This window comes from Arthrobacter sp. 10T419 (genome assembly GCF_056394105.1).
In genome coordinates, this window is record NZ_JBFTHF010000011.1 from 1 (window position 1) to 19,842 (window position 19,842).

Sequence of the window (19,842 nt, forward strand, 5' to 3'; positions counted from 1 at the left end):
GCTTCGTCCCAAGAGTCTTGAGCTGAGCAACATCTGCACCCCAAATAGCCATTCGAAAAAACTCCTTAGTTCACCGGACCCGAAACTCTCGGCATCCCCAGCGGCCCCCGGCTGATCCGGAAGATCCAATGCCTCGAACCTACCCTGCCTCGCAAAAAACTGTCGATGGGCAGCACTCCCCATCGGGTTACTTGCCGAAGCTGCGCAGCCGCAGCGAGTTGGCCACCACCAGCACGGAGCTGGCCGCCATCGCCGCGCCGGCGATCATTGGGTTGAGCAGGCCCAGCGCAGCAACCGGAATGCCGATGGCGTTGTAGAAGAAGGCCCAGAACAGGTTCGTCTTGATCGTGGCCAGGGTCCGGCGGGACAGCTCGATGGCCTGCGCGACCTGCCCCAGATCGTTGCCCATCACGGTCAGGTCCGCGGCTTCGATGGCGACGTCGGTGCCGGAGCCCATTGCGATGCCCAGATCCGCCTGGGCCAGCGCTGCGGCGTCGTTCACGCCGTCGCCGGCCATGGCCACCGTGGCGCCGCCGGCCTGCAGCCTCCGCACGGCATCGACCTTGCCCTCCGGCAGGACCCCCGCGAAGACGTCCTCCGGCGGGATGCCGACGGCGGCGGCCACCTGGCCGGCCACCGCGGCGTTGTCGCCGGTCAGCAGGATGGGCCGCAGCCCCAGCTCCCGAAGCCGGGCGATTGCCGCAGCGGAGCCGGGCTTCAGCGTGTCGCGCAGGCTCACGATGCCCGCCGGTTCGCCGTCCACGGCCACCCAAATGGCGGTGGCCCCGGACTGCTCGGCGGCGGACAAGGCTTCGCGCTGCGCTCCGGAGACCGCAACGCCGTTCCCCTGCAGCCAGCCGGACCGGCCCACCGTAACGAGGCGGCCTTCCACGCTGCCGCGGACACCGCCGCCCGGGGCCGAATGGAAGCCGACGACGGCGGGCAGCCGCGCGTCGTCGCCGCGCCCACGCTCCGCGCTGAGCGCCGCTGCCGCGATGGCCCGGGCGACGGGGTGTTCGGACGCGGCCTCCGCTGCGCCGGCGAGCCGCAGGACCTCGTTTTCGCTGAACGGGGCGAACGCGCTGGTGCCGGCGACGGCAAGGTGCCCGGTGGTGACGGTGCCGGTTTTGTCCAGCAGGATGGTGTCCACGGTGCGGGTGTCCTCGAGCACCTGCGGGCCCTTGATCAGGATGCCCAGCTGGGCGCCGCGGCCTGTGCCAGTGAGCAGGCCGACCGGGGTGGCGAGCCCCAGGGCGCACGGGCACGCGATCACCAGCACCGCGACGGCCGCCGTGAAGGCGGCGCGAAGCTCGGCGTCGCTGACCTCCGGCCCGGCCAAGAGCAGCCACGCACCGAAGGTGAGCGCGGCGATGGCGAGGACCACGGGGACGAAGACGGCGCTGATGCGGTCTGCGAGCCGGGCGATCGGGGCCTTCCCCGACTGCGCCTGGGAGACCAGCCGGCCCATCTGGGCCAGCGTGGTGTCGGCGCCGACCCGCGTGGCGCGGACCAGGATCCGGCCGGAGGTGTTGATGGTGGCCCCCGTGACGGGGCTGTCCGGACCGACTTCAACCGGCACCGATTCCCCCGTCACCAGGGAGGCGTCAACGGCGGAGGCGCCCTCGATGACCACGCCGTCGGTGGGGATCTTCTCGCCCGGGCGGACCACGACGACGTCCCCGACCCGGAGCCGGTCCGCGGGCACCGGGAACTCGGTGCCGTCGCGGAGCACGGTGGCATCCTTGGCGCCCAGATCCAGCAGGGCCTTGAGCGCGTCACCGGCCTTGCGCTTGGCGTTCGCCTCCAGATAGCGGCCGAGCAGCAGGAAGGTCGTGACGACCGAGGCGACCTCGAAGTACAGGCCGGCCGAACCCATGCTTTCCATGCCCGGGTGCTCGGTCAGGCGGGGATCGGCCAGGAGCTGCCAGGCCGAGAAGATATAGGCAGCCGATACGCCGATCGACACCAGCGTGTCCATGGTGGACGACAGATGCCGGGCGTTCACTGCCGCGGCCCGGTGGAACGGCCACGCCGCCCAGCTGACCACCGGCAACGCCAGCGCGGCGGCAACCCAGCCCCAGTTCGGGAACTGGACGGCCGGGAGCATCGAGAGCACGAAGACCGGGACGGTGAGGGCGGCCGCGACAACCAGCCGGGGCTTCAGCGTCGCCGCAGGTCCTGCGGCAGTCTCCTCGGCCGGGGAGGCAGGCTCCGGCAGAGTCCGCACCGTGGCCTTGTAACCGGCGGCGTTCACTGTCGCAGCGATCTGCTCGTCTGAGATGTTGGCCGGGACGGTGACCCGGGCGGACTCCAGCGGGAGGTTAACCGAAGCCTGCACGCCGTCGAGCTTTCCCAACTTGCGCTCGACCCGGCCGACGCAGGAGGCGCAGGTCATGCCCTCGATGTCGAGTTCAATCACCCGGCTTCCGGACTGGTCCAGCAGTTGCGCGTTGCTCACGGTATGTTCTCCTCGGTCGTGCTCGGTGAAGTCCTGCTCAGGTCCTGCTTCCGGGAGGCCGCCCGGCGCCGGGCTCAGGCCTCGTTCGCGACCACCAGGTAGCCCGCCTCGGCGACCGCTTCGCCGATTTCGGCGGGCGAGAGTGCCTTGTCGGAGGTGATGGTGACGGTGGAGATCCCGCCCGCGTTGAGGTCGACGTCGACGCTTTCGACGCCCGCCAGCGCTTCAAGTTCTTCGGAGACGGAGGACACGCAGTGCCCGCAGGTCATCCCGGATACCTCGACGGTGGTGGAAACGGTGCTCATGGCTTGCTCCTTGGTGGGGGACTGGTTTACCAGTCCGGTCGTGTTTTGGGAGGTGTGGTGAGTGGTGTTGCCGCTACCGCAGCAGGCGCCCGATGGCATCGGTGGCCTCCTTCACTTTGAAGTCGATGGCTTCGGCGCGAAGTTCCGGATCCGGTTCCGCGGCCGCCCCGACCACGCAGTGGCCGATGTGTTCTTCCACCAGACCGAGGCTGACGGCGTGCAGGGCCTTGGTGACGGCGGCGACCTGGGTCAGGATGTCGATGCAGTACTTGTCCTCATCGACCATCCGGGCAATGCCGCGGACCTGGCCCTCGATCCGTTTGAGCCGCTTGAGGTAGGCGTCCTTGTTGGCGGTGTAGCCGTGCTGCTGGGGCGGTGCGCCCTCCAGGGGCGCCACGATGGAGGCGTCGGACTCGTTCATCTCATCAAGTTATACCCCCCAGGGGTATATGGCAAGTACCCTCCGGGGGTACCGTGACGGGAAAAGGAATTCTGTCCGGAAATTAAAGAGCTCCGGAGTGCGTTATTGGGGGATACGCACTCCGGAGCAGCTATGGGGTAGGGGTTTCCCGCCTACGAATACAACCTTACTTGGCAGTAGAGACGATGCGCCAGCACCTCGAATAACTACTTTCGCTTTATTTTCCCGGGCCGGTCAGGAGCCGCGGCGGGGCCTGCCCGCCCCGCTGGATCGCACCGGGACGATGAGGACCGGGCGGTCCTGATGATGGCTGAGCCAGGCGGCCACCGATCCGTTGAGTGCAGCAGTGAGCCGGTGCCCGAGTCCGGGTTCGGGAGTACCGACGATGATCATGGCCGCACCGGCGTCCGCCGCCAGCCGGCCGAGCGCCCGGGCGGGATCCCCGGCCAGGGTCCGCAGGTTCCATTCCACCCCCGGGACATCGCAGACGGCGGCGATCTCGGACCGCAGCCGCTCGGTGGCTGCCCGGATCTCCGCATTGTCGGCCTCCGGGTGGAGCGAGAGCCGGTGCGCGGACCGGGCCGGATCCCACTCCACGAGGTAGCTGGCCTCGTCCACGTAGGCACAGACCAGCGGGGCGGAAAGGCTTCTCGCCAGTGTCACCGCCGTTTCAAGCACCTCCGGGGGCTGGCCCGGGAGGACGCCGACAACCAGAGGTGCTGGGCTCATGCGCTCTGCGGGCATACCCAATTCTTGCCCCGGCTCTTCCGGCCCGGCTAGGGCCTTCCTCCCTTGATCCACTCCGGCGCCGGGCCCACGGTTGGAGGACACGGGAAGGGCGGCAGCGGTGGAAATCTTCATGTGGTGGCTGGACCTGGACCTTGCCAGCAAGGAATGGCTGCGCGGCAACCTGCGGGCCGAGGAGTTACCGCTCCCGGTGCTGCAGGGCATTGCCGAGGCCGGCGGCCCGCATCCGGACAAGGCCACCGGCGTCCTGAGCGCCGCCGACTGGGACTTCGTCGAAACCCAGTCTGAATTCGTCGATTGACCCCCGAAAAACCATTGCGGCAGCCGGGCCGCGGTGGTTGCATGTAGGGCATGGCTACCGCAGAAAGTTATGTCCTGGCGATCGGCACCAAGAAAGGGCTCTGGCTGGCCAGCAGCCCGGACCGGCAAAACTGGTCCCTCTCCGGACCGCATTTCCTGATGAGCGAGATCCCAAGCATCGGAATCGACACGCGCGAAGGCCGGACCCGCATCCTCGTCGGGGTCCGCTCGGAACACTGGGGACCCACCGTCTTCCACTCCGACGACCTTGGCGAAACCTGGAACGAGCCGGAAAACGGAGCCATCCGCTTTCCCGAGGACACCGACGCCGCGCTGGAGCGCGTCTGGCAGATCCACCCCGACGCGGAGTCGCGCCCCGGCGTCGTCTGGGCCGGGTGCGAGCCGATCTCGGTCTGGAAATCCACCGACGGCGGCGAACACTTCGAGCTCAACCGCGGCCTCTGGGACCACCCGCACCGCAGTGAATGGGGGGCCGGCTACGGCGGGGCGGCGGCACATTCGATCGTCGTCAACCCGGACGGGGAGAAGGTGCACGTCGCCATGAGCACCGGCGGAGTCTACCGCTCGCTCGACGGCGGGACGTCCTGGGAGCCGCGGAACAAGGGGATCTCGGCTTACTTCATGCCCGATCCCAACCCCGAATTCGGCCAGTGCGTCCACAAGATTGCCGCCGACGCCGCGGTGGACGGGCGCCTGTACGCGCAGAACCACCACGGCGTCTACCGCAGCGATGACGACGCCGAGAACTGGGAATCTATTGCCGAGGGCTTGCCGGCGGACTTCGGCTTTGTCATGCTGACGCACCCCCGCCGCGCGGGCACAGCCTGGGTCATCCCGCTGAAGGCCGACGGCGAACGGATCCCGCCCGGCGGAAAGCTTGCCGTGCACCGGACCGACGACGCCGGCGCGAGCTGGAAGCGGCTGGACGCCGGCCTGCCCGGGGCAGAGTTCAATTCCGTGCTCCGCGACGCGGCCTGCGTCGACGCCGCCGAACCCGCCGGAGTCTACTTCGGGACCCGCGGCGGCAGCGTCTACGCCAGCGCCGACGAAGGCGAACACTTCACCGAGGTCGCCTCGCACCTGCCCGACGTGCTGTGCGTGCGGGCCGCGGCTGTTGTCGGCGCCCCGGCGCCTGCGGCGCGCGTTGCCGCGGCTTCCGCTTGAGGCTAACTGTGCCTGAGATCAGTGTGCTGCTTCCCAGCGTCCTGCAACCGCTGGCCGGCGGGCAGTCCATCCTGACCGCGCCCGCGGACGGGGCCGTAACGGTCCAATGGGTGCTGGATACTGTGGCCGGGGACTTCCCCGCCCTGTCCCGGCGGCTGCGGGACGAAACCGGAGCCGTCCGCCGCTACGTGAATATATACGTCAACGGGAATGAAATCCGGCGACTGCAGGGCCTCGGCACGGAAGTGGCGCCCGGCCAGGAGGTCCTGATCATCCAGTCCGTCGCCGGCGGTTAGCTCGTTAGGCCACGCGCCAGAGGGTGCACTCGTCGGCGTTGACCGCCTTGCGCATGCCCGATTGCCGGTCCAGGATCCAGACGACGCCGATCCCCGGCGCCGTTTCCTGCACGCTGCCGCGGCGGATCACGACGTCGTCGTAGTTGGGGCCGACGCGCAGGCGGGCCTCGATCTCGTCGCCGCGATGCAGCTGGTCGAGGGCGCGGATGCGGGTGGTCTGGGCTTTGGCTTCCTTCAACATGGCGGGCCTCCTGGACTGGAGCTGGTGCCTGCTCTTGCCGGCACTTCCAGTGTCCTGCGCCATTGTTGCCGCTGCGTTTCGGCCCGGTAAGCGGTGGGTTAGTTTTCCGGGCCGTCCTGATTTCCGCGGCAGGGCCGCCGGCCCAGGCGCACGCAGGCTCTGTCGTGGAAATCCGCACGAAGGCCGGCCGCTAGCCCCGACTGGCCGCTGGCCCCCGGCTGGCCGCCCGGGGGTCGACGCCGGCGGCCGGCCCGGACAGAATGGGCCGTATGCGACTGCCGCTGATGCCCCCGATCGCGCCGATGCTGGCGAAAGCCGTAAGCTCCCTGCCGGAGGGTTCGATGAGTTTTGAGCCCAAGTGGGACGGATTCCGTTCCATCATCTTCCGCGACGGCGACGAGGTGGAGATCGGCAGCCGCAACGGCAAACCCCTGACCCGGTACTTCCCGGAGCTCGTGGAGTCACTCAAGGCAAACCTCCCGCCGCGCTGCGTTCTCGACGGCGAGATCGTCCTGGTCGGCGCCGCGGGGGACCGCCTGGACTTCGATGCCCTCCAGCAGCGGATCCACCCGGCCGCGAGCCGCGTCCGGCTGCTCGCCGCCCAGACCCCCGCAAGTTTCGTTGCTTTCGACCTGCTGGCCCTCGACGACGAGGATCTCACCGGCCGGCCCTTCGGGGAGCGCCGGGCGGCCCTCGAGCGGGTGCTCGCGGACAGCTCCGCGCCGGTGCACTTGACCGCCGCCACCGCGGACCGGGACACCGCGGCGAGGTGGTTCCGGCAGTTCGAAGGCGCCGGCCTGGACGGGATCGTGGCCAAGGCGCTGGACTCCAGCTACCAGCCGGACAAGCGCACGATGTTCAAGGTCAAGCACGAACGCACCGCTGACTGTGTCCTCGCCGGTTACCGGGTGCACACCTCCGGCCCGGACCGGATCGGTTCGCTGCTGCTGGGGCTCTACGACGACGACGGCGTGCTCGCCAACGTGGGTGTGGTGGGTGCGTTCCCGATGCAGCGCCGCAAGGAGCTGTTCGAGGAACTCCAGCCACTCGTCACCGATTTTGCCGACCACCCGTGGGCGTGGGCCAGGCAGGAGGAGGGGGCCCGGACGCCGCGCAACGCCGAGGGCAGCCGGTGGAGCGGGGGCAAGGACCTGGGCTTCACGCCACTGCGCCCGGAGCGGGTGGTGGAGGTGAAGTATGACCACATGGAGGGCGCGCGTTTCCGGCACACCACCCAGTTCGTCCGCTGGCGGCCGGACCGGGAGCCGGGCTCCTGCACCTACGCCCAGCTGGAGGAGCCGGTCAGCTACGACCTAGCCGCCGTGCTGGGCGCCGGCCAGGGATGAGCTCCCGCCGTCGGGCGGTCCACACGACGCTCCCGCCCGGTTCTTTTGCCCGCGACACCGCCGACACGCGGAAAAGCCCGGCGTGTTCACCGAACACGCCGGGCTTTTCCAATAAGAACTGGGCGGGAGCGTCGCGGATGCCCTTGCCCGTCGGGGGCCTTAGCGCAGGCCGAGCTCCTTGGTGGGAACCTTGAAGGTTTCCTTGGCGGTCAGCGCGGAGATGGCGGCGATGGCGCAGATGATCCCGGTGAAGATGGTGATCTGAACCCAGCCACCGGGCTTGATGCCGCCCATGGCCGCCACGATTGCCGGGGCGAAGCCTGCCATCAGGAAGCCGAGCTGGGTGCCGATCGCCAGGCCGGAGAAGCGGACCCTGGTGCTGAACATTTCGGCGTAGAAGGACGGCCAGACGGCGTTGGAGGCCGCGTAGCCGAAGGAGAAGAAGCCGATTGCGGCCAGGAACATCAGCGGGACGCTGCCGGATTCGAGGCTGAGCAGGAATACCGGGGTCAGCAGCGCGCTGGAGAGAGCGCCGTAGATGAAGACCGGCTTGCGTCCGATCCGGTCGGCCAGCTTGCCGAAGAGCGGCTGGGTACCGAGTGCCACGAGGTTGGCGCCCACGACCAGCCACAGCGTGACGGTGCCGTCCACGTTGGCGACGTTCTTCGCGTAGCTGATGGCCAGGGTACCGAACACGGTGGAGACGGCGGCGATGAAGGCGCATGCGACAACGCGGAGCACGTCGCGCCAGTGGTGCTTCAGCAGGTCGGCGACCGGGAGCTTGGAAATCTGGGCGCTCTTCTGGGCCTCCTCGAAGGCCGGCGGCTCGTGCAGGGTGCGGCGGATGAAGAAAGCAACCACGACGACGACGGCGCTGAGCCAGAACGGGATGCGCCAGCCGATGCCGTACTTGACCTCGTCAGGCAGGGCAAGGACGGGGATGAAGACGAGGGCGGCAAGGATCTGGCCGCCCTGGGTGCCGGTCAGGGTCCAGGAGGTGAAGAATGAACGGCGGTTGTCCGGTGCGTGCTCCAGGGTCATGGAGGAGGCGCCGGCCTGCTCACCGGCGGCGGAGAGGCCCTGGCAGAGCCGGGCGATCACCAGCAGCACGGGGGCCCACCAGCCGACGGTCTTGAAGTCCGGCAGGCAGCCGATCACAAAGGTGGAGGCGCCCATCAGCAGCAGCGTGAACATCAGGACCTTCCGGCGGCCCACCCGGTCACCGAAGTGGCCCAGGATGACGGCGCCGACGGGACGGGCCACATAGGCGAAGCCGAAGGTCGCGAAGGACATGATGGCGGCGTTGGCGTCCGCGTCCGGGAAGAAGACCTTCGGAAAAATCAGGGCGGCGGCGGACCCGAAAATGAAGAAGTCGTAGTACTCGACGGCGCTGCCCAGGAAGCTGGCGAGGGCCGCCTTCTTAGGCGTCCCGGCCGGTGCGGCAGTGCCCGGCGTCGTAGACGGGAGTGTCTGGCTCATGGTGTTCCTTTGATGTGACGACGTTGTCGCGGATGGATCGGGAGGGTCCTGCCGGCCGGTGGCTTCAGTGTGCGGCAGCCGGTGGACCGAGGAAAGACCCGGACTAGTAGCCACATGGTGGGAGCTACTTGTGCGATGTAGCAAGCATGGCTGTGAGCGCGGTCACTTGTCAAGAAAAATAATCACTATCTAGCAATAGCTCTCACTATGTGAGAACATCGATGCATGAGTGTGAATCAAGACACAGAGCCGGACCTCGCTGCCGGGGCCCCCGATGAAGAGACCGCGAAGCCTGCGCGCCCGGCCAAGGAGGACTCGCGCACCGATATGGTGGGCAAGGCTCTGGGCCTGCTGGTCCTGCTCGGCGATGAACCCCGCGGAGCCAGTGCCGCGGAGCTCTCGCGCCGGGCGGAACTGCCCTTCAGCACCACGTACCGCCTGCTCGGTTCGCTGACCAGGGACGGCTTTGTGGACTACGAGCCGGACGGCCGCCGCTATCATCTGGGCCTGCGCGTCTTCCAGCTCGGCCAGCGGGTATCCAACCACCATGGCTTCGCCGGCACGGCCCTTCCCATCCTGCGGCGCGTCACCGAGGAGACCGGCGAGGCCACCATCCTTTCGGTGCGTGACGGAAACCACCACCTCACCGTCAACAAGGTCGACGGTCCGCAGACCTTCCGCGTCACCTCCGATCCGGGCCACCTCGGCGCGCTGCACACTACCTCGGTGGGCAAGGCGCTGGTTGCGTTTGCCGACGATGCCACCCGGGACCGTCTGGTGCAGGACCTCGAACTGGAGCCCCTGACGGAACTCTCCATCACGGACCGGGATGCGTTCCGGGCCGAAATCGAGCTGGTCCGGAAGCGCGGCTACGCCACCATGGACGAGGAAAACGAGCTGGGCATGCGCGCCGTCGCCGTCCCGGTCGTCAACTCCCAAGGCCATGCCTTCGCCTCGCTGGCCACCGCTGTGCCCGTCTTCCGGATGAGCATGGAGGCCCTTGTGGCCCTCGTGCCGCTGCTCCAATCCGCCGCGGCCGAACTCTCGGCCCGGCTGCCCCAGCAGTGAAGAAATATATGTTCGTAATAAGAACATCAGTGCAATATGTGAACACTTGCGGTAATGTAATCCCCACCACCCGGCCTGCCGCCCCCATTGCGGCCGCCGAGTGCCGTTGTCAAAGGAGCTAGACGGATGAGCAATCGAGCAGAGTCCTTCCTCGTGGGCCTCGTAGGCGATGGCGTGACGCCGTCCCTCACGCCCCCCATGCATGAACGCGAAGGCGATGTGCAGGGCCTCCGGTATCTTTACCGCCCCATTGACCTCACCGAACTGGGCCTCCCCGGCCAGGCCGTCGGGGAACTCCTGACCGGCGCCCAGCGGCTCGGCTTCAACGGATTGAACATCACCCACCCGTGCAAGCAGTTGGTGCTGGAACACCTCGACGAGATCTCGCCGGACGCCCGGCGCCTCGGTGCCGTCAACACCGTGACCATCCGCGACGGCCGCTTCATCGGCCACAACACCGATTTCTCCGGCTTTGCCTCCGCCCTCGCCTCCGGCCTGCCCGGGGCGAAGCTGGACCGCGTCGTGCAGCTCGGCGCCGGCGGCGCCGGGTCCGCTGTCGCCTACGCACTGCTGACTGCCGGGGTCCGGCGGCTGGACCTCGTGGACACCGACGCGGCCCGTTGCGCGGACCGGGCGGCCGAACTGGCCGGGTTTTTCCCGCACAGCCAGGTCACGGCCCGGACGACGGCCGAGCTTCCCGGGCTCATGCCGCTCGCCGACGGGCTGGTGCACTGCACCCCGGTGGGCATGGCCGCCCACCCCGGTGTCCCGCTGGACATGTCCCTGCTGGAACCACGGCACTGGGTCGCGGACATCGTCTACCGGCCGATCGAGACCGAACTGGTCCGCGAAGCCCGCGCCAAGGGCTGCGAGGTGCTCGACGGCGGCCGGATGGCCGTGGGCCAGGCAGCCGACGCGTTCCGGATCTTCACCGGCCTCGAAGCGGACGCGGACCGGATGCGGGCCCACTTCCTGGAGCTCGTCGCTGCCGAGGAGGTGGCCGCCTGATGCGCACCGGAATCGCCACCGTCTGCCTCTCCGGCACCCTGAAGGAGAAGATGCACGCCTGCGCCGTCGCCGGGTTCGACGGGATCGAGATCTTCGAGCAGGACCTCGTGACGTCCTCGCTGAACCCGGAGGAGATCCGGTCGATGGCCGCGGACCTGGGCCTCGGCCTCGACCTGTACCAGCCGTTCCGCGACTTCGACAGCGTGCCGGAGGAGCTGCTCGCCGCCAACCTGCGCCGGGCGGAGGCCAAGTTCCGGCTGATGTCCCGGCTGGGCATGGACACCATCCTGGTCTGCTCCAACGTGGCCACCGCCAGCATCGACGACGACGAGCTCCGCGCCGGGCAGCTGTCCCGGCTCGCCTCGCTCGCCGGCGAGCACGGTGTGAAGGTCGCCTACGAGGCCCTGGCATGGGGCAAATACGTCAACGACTACGAGCACGCCCACCGCCTCGTGGAACTGGTGGACCACCCGAACCTGGGCACCTGCCTCGACTCGTTCCACATCCTGTCCCGGGACTGGGACACGGCCCCGATCGAGCGGTTCAACCCCGAGAAGATTTTCTTCGTCCAGGTGGCGGACGCCCCGAAGCTGTCCATGGACGTGCTGTCCTGGAGCCGGCACTACCGGGTCTTCCCGGGCGAGGGGCAGTTCGAGCTCGCCAAGTTCATGGGCCATGTGGTCCGTGCCGGCTACTCCGGCCCGGTCTCGCTGGAGGTGTTCAACGACGTCTTCCGGCAGTCCGACGTCGAGCGCACCGCGGTGGATGCCATGCGTTCGCTGATCTGGCTCGAGGAACAAAGCGCACAGTGGCTGGAGGCGCACCCCTCGGCGCCAGAGGCGGCCGAAACGGCCGCCGGGACCGCCGGCCGCCGTCGTCATCCGATGGAACTGGCCACGCTGCCGCAGGTGGCCGAACCGGCTGGCTTCAACTTCGCCGAGGTGCGGGCCGCCGACACCGCCACCCTGGAGACCCTGCTGGGCCAGCTCGGCTTCGCGTTCAACGGCCGGCACCGGACCAAGAATGTGCAATTGTGGACCATGGGCCACGCGCGCGTGATCATCAACGAGGAAGCCCCCGCCGCGGCGGAGACCGCCATTGCCGCGGTCGGCTTCGACGTCGACTCACCCGTGATCGCCGCCGCCAGGGCGCAGCAGCTCAAGGCCCCCGCAGTGCCGCGCAAGAGCCAGGCGAACGAGGAAATCTTCCAGGGCTTCGCCGCCCCGGACTCCACCGAAATCTTCCTGTGCCAGGGCAGTCCGGACGGGACCGCCGCCTGGGTCAACGAGTTCGGCACGCCCGCCGGAACTGGAAACGGCACTGGAGACGGCGCTGCCGGCGCAGCCGCAGGCAGGGCTGCGGGGCCGCAGGCCGTGATCGACCACGTCAACCTCGCCCAGCCGTGGCAGCACTTCGACGAGGCCGTGCTCTTCTACACCAGCGCTCTGGCCCTCGAGCCGCAGCCGTACGCCGAAGTGGCCAGTCCCACCGGGCTGGTCCGCTCCCAGGTGATGACCACCCGGGACCGCGGAGTGCGGCTGGTGCTGAACCTGGCCCCGCTGCACCAGCAGGACGGCGGCCAGGACGCAGCCGGCGGCGCACCCACCGGAATCCAGCGCCGGACCTACCAGGAACACATCGCGTTCGCGGTGGATGACCTTGTGGCCACGGCCCGGGCCGCCCGCGGCCGCGGCCTGGACTTCCTGCGCATCCCGGCGAACTACTACGAGGACCTGGACGCGCGTTTCGACCTGGATCCGGGGTTCCTCGCCACCCTCCGCGAGCTGAACCTGCTCTACGACCGTGACGCCGACGGCGAATTCCTGCACTTCTACACCGCGACCGTCGGCAGCGTGTTCTTCGAGATGGTGGAACGCCGCGGCTCCTACGACGGCTACGGGGCCCCCAACGCCCCGGTCCGGCATGCCGTCCAGTACGACCATCTGCACCAGCTCAAACTCACCGCCTGACCGCTCCCGGCCAGGTTCGACCCACCCCAACGAAAGGAGGCTGCTGTGCCTGAAGAAATCAACCTCGAAATTTTCAACGCGGACCCGATCACCGAAGACGTGTCCGACGCAGCGCCCGAGGCCACACCGCAGGCCGCCGCGCAGGCTGTTCCGGCCCTGGACACTGCCGCGGAATCGCAGCAGATCCTCAGCGACGAGATGAAGGCACTGGGCGACGCCTACGCGCAGGCCCGCCTCAACGGCGCCGCGGCGGAAACCCAGCCGCGGCTGGACTACCCCCCGTACCGCAGCAGCATCCTCCGGCACCCGACCAAGAGCCTGCAGCACGCGGACCCCGAGACCATTGAGCTGTACTCGCCGGCCTTCGGACACATGGACGTGCACGCCCTCGAATCCGACCTCACCATCCAGCACAACGGCGAACCGATGGGCGAGCGGATCATCGTCTCCGGCCGCGTGCTCGACGGCGACGGCCGGCCGGTGGCGGGCCAGCTGGTGGAAATCTGGCAGGCCAACTCCTCCGGCCGCTACATCCACAAGCGCGACCAGCACCCGGCCCCGCTCGACCCGAACTTCACCGGCGTCGGCCGCTGCATCACGGGCGCGGACGGGTCCTACAGCTTCACCACGATCAAGCCCGGCGCCTACCCGTGGAAGAACCACCTGAACGCCTGGCGGCCGGCCCACATCCACTTCTCCCTCTTCGGCCAGGAGTTCACGCAGCGGATCGTCACGCAGATGTACTTCCCCGGCGACCCGCTCTTCGCCCTGGACCCGATCTACCAGTCGATCGTGGACCAGGACGCGCGGGACCGCCTGGTCGCCAGCTACAACCATGATCAGACCAAGCCGGAGTGGGCGCTGGCCTACAACTGGGACATTGTCCTGACCGGTTCGAAGCGGACCTGGACCGAGAACGAGGCGCTGGGCGCAGAAGGAGACGACCATGAGTAAGTTGACCCCCACGCCCGGCCAGACGGTGGGCCCGTTCTACGGCTACGCACTGCCCTACGCGAAGGACCGGGAGCTGCTGGCCCCCGGGTCCGCCGGCTCGATCCGCCTGCAGGGCACCGTGTTCGACGGCGCCGGCCATCCGGTCCCGGACGCCATCCTGGAGATCTGGCAGGCCGACGCCGAGGGCCAGGTCCCGCAGCGCACCGGCTCCCTGGTCCGTGACGGCTACACCTTCACCGGCTTCGGCCGCAGTGCCGTCGGCAACACCGGCGTCTTCACCTTCACCACCGTCAACCCGGGCCCCACTGCGCCCGGCGCCGCACCGTTCATCTCCGTGGTCGTGTTCGCCCGCGGCCTGATGAACCGGCTCTTCACCCGCGTCTACCTGCCGGAGAACGAGGAGGCCCTCGCCGCGGACCCGCTGCTGTCCGCCCTGGAGCCGGAACGCCGCCGCACCCTGATCGCTCGGCGCGATCCCGACGGCGGCCTCAGCTGGGACATCCGGCTGCAGGGCGAGGGCGAGACGGTGTTCCTCGATTTTGAAGGCGACGGCGCTGAAGCCAGTAGCGTCGAGGATGCCGGCGTTCAGGACGCTTCGCAGTGACGATTCCCAACGGTGACGCCGCTGCCGGCCGGGACGGCGATTTCGGCCTGCTAAGCCCCGTGTCGGCGTCGCCCCGGGTGGCGGCGCTGACCGGGGACCGCGCGGTGCTCGCCGCCATCCTCCGGGTCGAAGCCGGCTGGGCCGCGGTCCTCGAGGAAGCGTCCCTGGCCCCGGCCGGGTCCGCCGCCCTCGTGGCGGAGGCCGCCGACGTCGGACGCTACGACATCGCTTCAATCGCCGTCCGAGCCCAGGGCGGCGCCAATCCGGTGATACCGCTGCTTGCCGACCTCCGCAAGCAGGTCACGGCCCTCGACACGGCCGGCATCGGCGCCGGACGCGCCGTGCACACCTCGCTGACCAGCCAGGACGTGCTCGACTCCGCCCTGATGCTGCTGGCAGCCGGAACCGTTGGGGAACTGCTCACCGACGTCAAACGCACGACGGCGGCCCTCGCCGCCCTCGCGGAGCGGCACCAGCAGACGCTGTGCGTGGGCCGGAGCCTGACTCAGCACTCGCTGCCGTTCAGCTTCGGGCTCAAAGCCGCGCAGTGGTTCCACGGGCTCGCCGCTGCCGCGCGCCGGCTCGAGGCACTGGAGCTGCCGGTGCAGACCGGGGGAGCCGCCGGAACCCTGGCGGCCGGCACCGTGCTGACCGAAGGCTCGGCCCTCGCGCCGCTCGACTTGGCCGACCGCCTGGCCGCCCGGCTGGGACTGGCCGCTGCCCCGGCGCCCTGGCACACCAACCGGCTCGCGGTCACCGCGCTCGGCGACGCCCTGGCAGCCGTGACGGACGCCGCTGGCAAAATCGCCGCCGACGTGCTCTTCCTGAGCCGCCCGGAGGTGGCCGAACTCGCCGAACCGCGGGCCGCGGGCCGGGGAGGCTCCTCGGCCATGCCACAAAAGCAGAACCCGGTGCTGTCCGTGCTGGTCCGCAGCGCCGCGCTGCAGGCACCGGCGCTGGCGGCGCAGCTGCACCTCGCGGCGGCCAATTTCAACGACGAACGTGCCGACGGCGCCTGGCACAGCGAGTGGCCCGCGCTGCGTTCCCTGCTCCGGCTGGCCCTGGGCGCCGCCGGACAGCTCCGCGAACTGGCCGAGGGCCTGCAGGTCTTCCCGTCGGCGATGCGGCGGAACCTTGACCTGTCCGGCCCGCTGCTGCTCTCCGAGGCGGTGACTGCCGCCGTCGGCCCGCTGCTGGGCGCGGACGGCCCACGACGGCTCCAGGACGTGGTGGACCAGACCCTGCAGGCGCCGGCGGCCGATCAGCCAAGCACCTACCGCAAGCTGCTCCGCGCGGCCGTCCCGGCCGAACTGCTCTCCGACGAGCGGCTTGAGGAGTTGCTGGACCCGGCCAACTACCTCGGCCAGGCCGCCGAAATCTCACGACGCATCCTCGCGGCGTGGCCCGACTTCGCGGCGGCCCTGCCCCAACCCATCGAACCGAACCAAGCGACCGAAGAGAACGGAGCCCACCGTGGCTAGACCAACCGTCAAGGCCGTACTGCTCTCGCCCGTGCGCGAGCTCGGCGATAAGCCCCTCCTCGTGGTGGGCCCGTCGCTGGGCACCTCCACGCTGCTCTGGAGCCAGGCCGGCGCACTGCTAGGCAACGACGTCGACGTCGTCGCCTGGGACCTGCCCGGCCACGGCGTCTCCCCGGCCGCCGCCGAATCCTTTTCCGTCGCCGAACTGGCCGACGCCGTCATCGAACTGGTCGACTCGATCGCGCCCGGCGCGCGGTTCCACTACGCCGGAGTCTCCCTCGGCGGGGCCACTGGCCTGCAGCTGGGCATCAAGCACGGCGAACGGCTCAAGAGCCTGTCCGTGCAGTGCAGCGGCGCGAAGATCGGCACCCCGGAAGGCTGGCTGGAACGGGCCGAAACCGTCCGCAACCAGGGCACCGGAGTGATGATCGAGGGCTCCGCCCAGCGCTGGTTCGCGCAGGGCTTCATGGAGCGTCAGCCCGAGCTCAGCAGCCGACTGCTGCACACCCTGCGGGACGCGGACCGGTTCAGCTACGCCTTCTGCTGCGAGGCCCTGGCCGGCTTCGACGTGCGGGACGAACTCGGCAGCATCCGGGTCCCCACCCAGGCCCTGGCCGGCGCCGAGGACACCGTCGCCCCGCCCTCGTTCGCCGAGGAGATCGCCGCCGGCATCACCGCCGGCGGGGGCACGGCCAGCGCCGCGACGCTGGAGGGCGTATCCCACCTGGCACCCTTCGAGGCGCCGGGGCACGTGGCCGAACTGCTGCGCAGCCTGATCAGCTGGACCGAATCCCGCGGAGCCGCAAAGTGACCGGCCCCCGGCCCGGCGGCCCGGAGGCCGGCCCGGAACGGAACGGCGTCGTGCAGCCGGATGCCACCAGCCAGGAGATCTACGACGGCGGCATGAAGGTCCGCCGCGAGGTGCTCGGCGCGGCCCACGTGGACCGGGCCAACGCCAACAAGGATTCCTTCACCGAGGACTTCCAGGACATGATCACCCGGATCGCCTGGGGCGGGATCTGGACCCGGCCCGGGATCAGCCGTCAGATGCGCTCCGCCGTCACCATCACCGCGATGGTGGCCCACGGCCACTGGGAAGAACTCGCGATGCACATCCGTGCCGCCATCACCAACGGCCTGAGCAGGGACGAGATCAAGGAAATCCTGCTGCAGACCGCCATCTACTGCGGCGTTCCCTCCGCCAACACCGCCTTCAAGACCGCGCAGCAGGTCTTCCACTCCATGGACGAGGCCACCCCACCCAACTAGCTCGCAATAGTTGTCGTTTTGAGGGCTGAAAACGACAACAACTGCCAGCTACTTGGGCCCCACCGAGAATTCAGAGGAAATCATGATTCAGGCTTTTGTTTACGACGCCGTGCGGACCCCGTTCGGCAAGTTCGGCGGCGGACTTGCCGGCGTGCGCCCGGATGATCTGGCCGCGCACGTGATCGGCGAGGCGGTCAGGCGCGCCCCGGGCCTGGACGCAGCGCGGATCGACGAGGTGGTGTTCGGCAACGCGAACGGCGCCGGCGAGGAGAACCGCAACGTGGCCCGGATGGGCACCCTGCTGGCCGGGTTGCCGGTCTCGGTCCCGGGGACCACGGTCAACCGGCTGTGCGGTTCCTCGCTGGATGCGGCGATCATCGCGTCCCGGCAGATCAACACCGGGGACGCGGAGCTGATGCTGGTCGGCGGGGTCGAATCGATGTCGCGGGCGCCGTGGGTGCTGCCGAAGACCGAGAAGCCCTACCCGGCCGGGGATCTGTCCCTGGTCTCCACCACGCTGGGCTGGCGGCTGGTGAACAAGGACATGCGCCCGGACTGGACCATCTCGCTGGGCGAGGCGACCGAACGGCTGGCCGAGAAATACGGGATCACCCGCGAGGCGCAGGATGAGTTCGCGGCGGCCTCGCACAACCTGGCCGCCGCGGCCTGGGACGAGGGTTTCTACGACCGGCTCGTCACCGCGGTCCCGGGCACGGACCTGGTCCGGGACGAGGGCATCCGGCCCGGATCCTCGGCGGAGAAGCTCGCCTCGCTCAAGACCGTGTTCCGGAGTGAGGCCGGGACGGTGACGGCCGGGAACGCGTCGCCGCTTTCGGACGGCGCCTCCGCGGCGTGGCTCGGGTCCGAGGACGCCGCCGGGCTCCTGGGCCTGGAGCCGCTGGCCCGGATCGCCGGGCGCGGCGTGCATGCGAACGATCCGCAGTTCTTCGGCTACGCCCCGGTGGAGGCCGCGAACAAGGCTCTCGCCAAGGCCGGGATCGGCTGGGACCAGGTCGGCGCCGTCGAGCTCAACGAGGCGTTCGCCGCGCAGTCCCTGGCCTGCATCAACGCCTGGGGCATCGACCCCGCAATCGTGAACCGGCACGGCGGGGCGATCGCGATGGGCCACCCGCTCGGCGCCTCCGGCGGACGCATCCTCGGCACCCTGGCCCGGTCCCTGCAGGCCTCCGGCGAACGCTGGGGCGTCGCCGCGATCTGCATCGGCGTCGGCCAGGGCCTCGCCGTCGTCCTCGAAAACATGACCGTTGCCGGAACCAACACAGGAAAGGCCTAAGGGAATGCTCAACTTCGTAGATACCGTCGGCGAGGCCGTCGCCGGGATCCAGGACGGTTCCACCGTGATGATCGGCGGTTTCGGCAACGCCGGGCAGCCGTTCGAACTCATTGACGCCCTGATGGACTGCGGGGCCACGGACCTCACAGTGGTCAACAACAACGCCGGCCAGGGCGACCAGGGCCTTGCACTGCTGATCAAGGAGGGGCGGGTGAAGAAGATGATCTGCTCCTTCCCGCGTCAGTCCGACTCCTGGCACTTCGACGCCAAGTTCCGGGCCGGGGAGATTGAACTCGAACTCGTGCCGCAGGGCAACCTGGCCGAACGGATCCGCGCCGCCGGCGCCGGGATCGGCGGCTTCTTCACCCCCACGGGCTACGGCACCATGCTGGCCGAGGGCAAGGAAACCCGCTTCCTGGACGGAAAATGGCAAGTGTTCGAGACCCCCATCCACGCCGACGTCGCGCTCATCAAGGCGCTCACGGCCGACGGCAAGGGCAACCTCGTCTACCGCAAGACGGCCCGCAACTTCGGCCCGATCATGGCCGCCGCGGCCAAACACAGCATCGTCCAGGTCTCCGAGATCGTCCCGACGGGCGGCCTGGACCCGGAGGTCATCGTGACCCCCGGTATTTACGTCAACAGCATCGTGAAGGTGGCCTGATGAGCAGCGCGACGAGTATCCAGACGTCCGACAAGCCGCTGGGCCGCGACGACCTCGCCCGCCTGGTGGCCCGGGACATCAGCCCCGGCTCCTTTGTGAACCTCGGCATCGGCCAGCCCACGCTGGTGTCCAACTATCTCGAACCGGAGCAGAACATCACGCTCCACACCGAGAACGGCATGCTCGGCATGGGCCCGGAAGCCACCGGCGACCAGATCGACGGCGACCTCATCAACGCGGGCAAGATCCCCGTGACCGAACTGCCCGGCGCCTCCTACTTCCACCACGCCGACTCCTTTGCGATCATGCGCGGCGGCCACCTGGACATCTGTGTGCTGGGCGCCTTCCAGGTCTCCGCAACCGGTGACCTCGCCAACTGGCACACCGGCGCACCGGACGCAATTCCCGCCGTCGGCGGCGCCATGGACTTGGCGACCGGAGCCAAGGACGTCTTCGTGATGATGACGCTGCTGACCCGCGAGGGTGTGTCCAAGCTGGTCGAGTCCTGCAGCTACCCGCTGACCGGGATCGGCTGCGTCACGCGGGTCTACACCGACAAAGCCGTCTTCCTGACCGGCCCCGACGGCGTCCAGGTCCGGGAGACCTTCGGCTGCACCCTCGAGGAACTGCAAGCGCTCGTGCCGGTGCCGCTCGCCGCCGCCGCCTCAGCCTGACCACCCATGTGCGAACGAACGCTTGGTGCCCGGCCGGAGAGCCGTTTCGGGGCCTCAAGTGTACGTTCGCGCGTATAA

At 69.1% G+C, this 19,842-nt stretch carries 21 protein-coding genes; 15 read left to right on the plus strand and 6 right to left on the minus strand.

What is annotated here, in order from left to right:
- Nucleotides 1-187: 187 nt before the first annotated feature.
- From AC1DBD_RS16135 to AC1DBD_RS16150, 4 genes are all read right to left on the minus strand, one after another.
- On the minus strand, nucleotides 188-2,458 hold the full coding sequence (locus AC1DBD_RS16135) for a heavy metal translocating P-type ATPase (RefSeq protein WP_476982504.1): 2,271 nt from the start codon (nucleotides 2,456-2,458) through the stop codon (nucleotides 188-190).
- 74 nt (nucleotides 2,459-2,532) lie between these two features.
- Complete coding sequence (locus AC1DBD_RS16140) at nucleotides 2,533-2,763, minus strand: heavy-metal-associated domain-containing protein (protein ID WP_175323461.1); 231 nt, start codon at nucleotides 2,761-2,763, stop codon at nucleotides 2,533-2,535.
- A 73-nt stretch (nucleotides 2,764-2,836) separates the two neighbouring features.
- Nucleotides 2,837-3,184 (minus strand): metal-sensitive transcriptional regulator, encoded by a 348-nt coding sequence (locus AC1DBD_RS16145; protein ID WP_476909681.1) that lies wholly within the window; start codon nucleotides 3,182-3,184, stop codon nucleotides 2,837-2,839.
- A gap of 234 nt (nucleotides 3,185-3,418) precedes the next feature.
- Nucleotides 3,419-3,928 carry a universal stress protein gene (locus AC1DBD_RS16150; RefSeq protein WP_441419188.1) on the minus strand — a complete coding sequence of 170 codons (510 nt, stop codon included), beginning with the start codon at nucleotides 3,926-3,928 and terminating at the stop codon, nucleotides 3,419-3,421.
- A 103-nt stretch (nucleotides 3,929-4,031) separates the two neighbouring features.
- Here AC1DBD_RS16150 and AC1DBD_RS16155 point away from each other — a divergent pair, with 103 nt between their 5' ends.
- From AC1DBD_RS16155 to AC1DBD_RS16165, 3 genes are read left to right on the plus strand one after another with little or no spacing between them, the layout of a single operon-like run.
- Nucleotides 4,032-4,232, plus strand: a complete 201-nt coding sequence (locus AC1DBD_RS16155; protein ID WP_441419189.1) for a hypothetical protein — start codon at nucleotides 4,032-4,034, stop codon at nucleotides 4,230-4,232.
- A 50-nt stretch (nucleotides 4,233-4,282) separates the two neighbouring features.
- On the plus strand, nucleotides 4,283-5,416 hold the full coding sequence (locus AC1DBD_RS16160) for a WD40/YVTN/BNR-like repeat-containing protein (protein ID WP_441419190.1): 1,134 nt from the start codon (nucleotides 4,283-4,285) through the stop codon (nucleotides 5,414-5,416).
- 8 nt (nucleotides 5,417-5,424) lie between these two features.
- Nucleotides 5,425-5,712 (plus strand): MoaD/ThiS family protein, encoded by a 288-nt coding sequence (locus tag AC1DBD_RS16165; protein WP_441419191.1) that lies wholly within the window; start codon nucleotides 5,425-5,427, stop codon nucleotides 5,710-5,712.
- Between the two features lie 4 nt (nucleotides 5,713-5,716).
- Here AC1DBD_RS16165 and AC1DBD_RS16170 read toward each other — a convergent pair whose 3' ends face one another.
- A complete protein-coding gene (locus tag AC1DBD_RS16170) occupies nucleotides 5,717-5,953 on the minus strand; it encodes a hypothetical protein (RefSeq protein WP_476982505.1) in 237 nt (78 codons plus the stop codon).
- A 269-nt stretch (nucleotides 5,954-6,222) separates the two neighbouring features.
- On the opposite strand from AC1DBD_RS16170, the gene AC1DBD_RS16175 reads away from it, so the two are divergent.
- Entirely contained in the window at nucleotides 6,223-7,299 is a 1,077-nt protein-coding gene (locus AC1DBD_RS16175) for an ATP-dependent DNA ligase (protein ID WP_476982506.1), read from the plus strand.
- Nucleotides 7,300-7,458: 159 nt separating this feature from the next.
- Here AC1DBD_RS16175 and AC1DBD_RS16180 read toward each other — a convergent pair whose 3' ends face one another.
- Complete coding sequence (locus AC1DBD_RS16180) at nucleotides 7,459-8,778, minus strand: MFS transporter (protein ID WP_441419194.1); 1,320 nt, start codon at nucleotides 8,776-8,778, stop codon at nucleotides 7,459-7,461.
- A 225-nt stretch (nucleotides 8,779-9,003) separates the two neighbouring features.
- On the opposite strand from AC1DBD_RS16180, the gene AC1DBD_RS16185 reads away from it, so the two are divergent.
- The 11 genes from AC1DBD_RS16185 to AC1DBD_RS16235 all read left to right on the plus strand — a co-directional run bounded on the left by AC1DBD_RS16185 (nucleotide 9,004) and on the right by AC1DBD_RS16235 (nucleotide 19,764).
- A complete protein-coding gene (locus AC1DBD_RS16185; protein WP_476982507.1) occupies nucleotides 9,004-9,846 on the plus strand; it encodes an IclR family transcriptional regulator in 843 nt (280 codons plus the stop codon).
- Between the two features lie 126 nt (nucleotides 9,847-9,972).
- A complete protein-coding gene (locus AC1DBD_RS16190; protein ID WP_441419196.1) occupies nucleotides 9,973-10,854 on the plus strand; it encodes a shikimate dehydrogenase in 882 nt (293 codons plus the stop codon).
- Complete coding sequence (locus AC1DBD_RS16195) at nucleotides 10,854-12,824, plus strand: TIM barrel protein (RefSeq protein WP_476982508.1); 1,971 nt, start codon at nucleotides 10,854-10,856, stop codon at nucleotides 12,822-12,824. The genes AC1DBD_RS16190 and AC1DBD_RS16195 overlap by 1 nt, the downstream gene beginning before the upstream one ends.
- A 45-nt stretch (nucleotides 12,825-12,869) precedes the next feature.
- A complete protein-coding gene (pcaH, locus tag AC1DBD_RS16200; RefSeq protein WP_441419198.1) occupies nucleotides 12,870-13,778 on the plus strand; it encodes a protocatechuate 3,4-dioxygenase subunit beta in 909 nt (302 codons plus the stop codon).
- Nucleotides 13,771-14,382, plus strand: a complete 612-nt coding sequence (pcaG, locus tag AC1DBD_RS16205) for a protocatechuate 3,4-dioxygenase subunit alpha (RefSeq protein WP_476982509.1) — start codon at nucleotides 13,771-13,773, stop codon at nucleotides 14,380-14,382. Before pcaH ends, pcaG begins: the two co-directional genes overlap by 8 nt.
- Nucleotides 14,379-15,863, plus strand: coding sequence for a lyase family protein (locus tag AC1DBD_RS16210; protein ID WP_476982510.1), 1,485 nt, complete (start codon nucleotides 14,379-14,381; stop codon nucleotides 15,861-15,863). Before pcaG ends, AC1DBD_RS16210 begins: the two co-directional genes overlap by 4 nt.
- Nucleotides 15,856-16,674 carry an alpha/beta fold hydrolase gene (locus AC1DBD_RS16215; protein WP_476982511.1) on the plus strand — a complete coding sequence of 273 codons (819 nt, stop codon included), beginning with the start codon at nucleotides 15,856-15,858 and terminating at the stop codon, nucleotides 16,672-16,674. The genes AC1DBD_RS16210 and AC1DBD_RS16215 overlap by 8 nt, the downstream gene beginning before the upstream one ends.
- The gene (gene pcaC, locus AC1DBD_RS16220) at nucleotides 16,671-17,132 is read left to right on the plus strand and encodes a 4-carboxymuconolactone decarboxylase (RefSeq protein WP_476982512.1); all 462 of its coding nucleotides are present in this window, start codon (nucleotides 16,671-16,673) and stop codon (nucleotides 17,130-17,132) included. The genes AC1DBD_RS16215 and pcaC overlap by 4 nt, the downstream gene beginning before the upstream one ends.
- 82 nt (nucleotides 17,133-17,214) lie before the next feature.
- Complete coding sequence (locus AC1DBD_RS16225; RefSeq protein WP_476982513.1) at nucleotides 17,215-18,426, plus strand: thiolase family protein; 1,212 nt, start codon at nucleotides 17,215-17,217, stop codon at nucleotides 18,424-18,426.
- Nucleotides 18,427-18,430: 4 nt separating this feature from the next.
- The gene (locus AC1DBD_RS16230) at nucleotides 18,431-19,090 is read left to right on the plus strand and encodes a 3-oxoacid CoA-transferase subunit A (RefSeq protein ID WP_175323478.1); all 660 of its coding nucleotides are present in this window, start codon (nucleotides 18,431-18,433) and stop codon (nucleotides 19,088-19,090) included.
- A complete protein-coding gene (locus AC1DBD_RS16235) occupies nucleotides 19,090-19,764 on the plus strand; it encodes a 3-oxoacid CoA-transferase subunit B (protein ID WP_441419204.1) in 675 nt (224 codons plus the stop codon). The genes AC1DBD_RS16230 and AC1DBD_RS16235 overlap by 1 nt, the downstream gene beginning before the upstream one ends.
- Nucleotides 19,765-19,842: the final 78 nt, after the last annotated feature.

Excerpts from the sequence above, each read along its gene's own strand:
- AC1DBD_RS16140 (WP_175323461.1), bottom strand. The coding sequence starts at position 2,763 with ATGAGCACCGTTTCCACCACCGTCGAGGTATCCGGGATGACCTGCGGG.
- AC1DBD_RS16145 (WP_476909681.1), bottom strand. The coding sequence starts at position 3,184 with ATGAACGAGTCCGACGCCTCCATCGTGGCGCCCCTGGAGGGCGCACCG.
- AC1DBD_RS16150 (WP_441419188.1), bottom strand. The coding sequence starts at position 3,928 with ATGCCCGCAGAGCGCATGAGCCCAGCACCTCTGGTTGTCGGCGTCCTC.
- AC1DBD_RS16160 (WP_441419190.1), top strand. The coding sequence starts at position 4,283 with ATGGCTACCGCAGAAAGTTATGTCCTGGCGATCGGCACCAAGAAAGGG.
- AC1DBD_RS16170 (WP_476982505.1), bottom strand. The coding sequence starts at position 5,953 with ATGTTGAAGGAAGCCAAAGCCCAGACCACCCGCATCCGCGCCCTCGAC.
- AC1DBD_RS16175 (WP_476982506.1), top strand. The coding sequence starts at position 6,223 with ATGCGACTGCCGCTGATGCCCCCGATCGCGCCGATGCTGGCGAAAGCC.
- AC1DBD_RS16180 (WP_441419194.1), bottom strand. The coding sequence starts at position 8,778 with ATGAGCCAGACACTCCCGTCTACGACGCCGGGCACTGCCGCACCGGCC.
- AC1DBD_RS16185 (WP_476982507.1), top strand. The coding sequence starts at position 9,004 with ATGAGTGTGAATCAAGACACAGAGCCGGACCTCGCTGCCGGGGCCCCC.
- AC1DBD_RS16190 (WP_441419196.1), top strand. The coding sequence starts at position 9,973 with ATGAGCAATCGAGCAGAGTCCTTCCTCGTGGGCCTCGTAGGCGATGGC.
- AC1DBD_RS16195 (WP_476982508.1), top strand. The coding sequence starts at position 10,854 with ATGCGCACCGGAATCGCCACCGTCTGCCTCTCCGGCACCCTGAAGGAG.
- pcaG (WP_476982509.1), top strand. The coding sequence starts at position 13,771 with ATGAGTAAGTTGACCCCCACGCCCGGCCAGACGGTGGGCCCGTTCTAC.
- AC1DBD_RS16225 (WP_476982513.1), top strand. The coding sequence starts at position 17,215 with ATGATTCAGGCTTTTGTTTACGACGCCGTGCGGACCCCGTTCGGCAAG.
- AC1DBD_RS16230 (WP_175323478.1), top strand. The coding sequence starts at position 18,431 with ATGCTCAACTTCGTAGATACCGTCGGCGAGGCCGTCGCCGGGATCCAG.
- AC1DBD_RS16235 (WP_441419204.1), top strand. The coding sequence starts at position 19,090 with ATGAGCAGCGCGACGAGTATCCAGACGTCCGACAAGCCGCTGGGCCGC.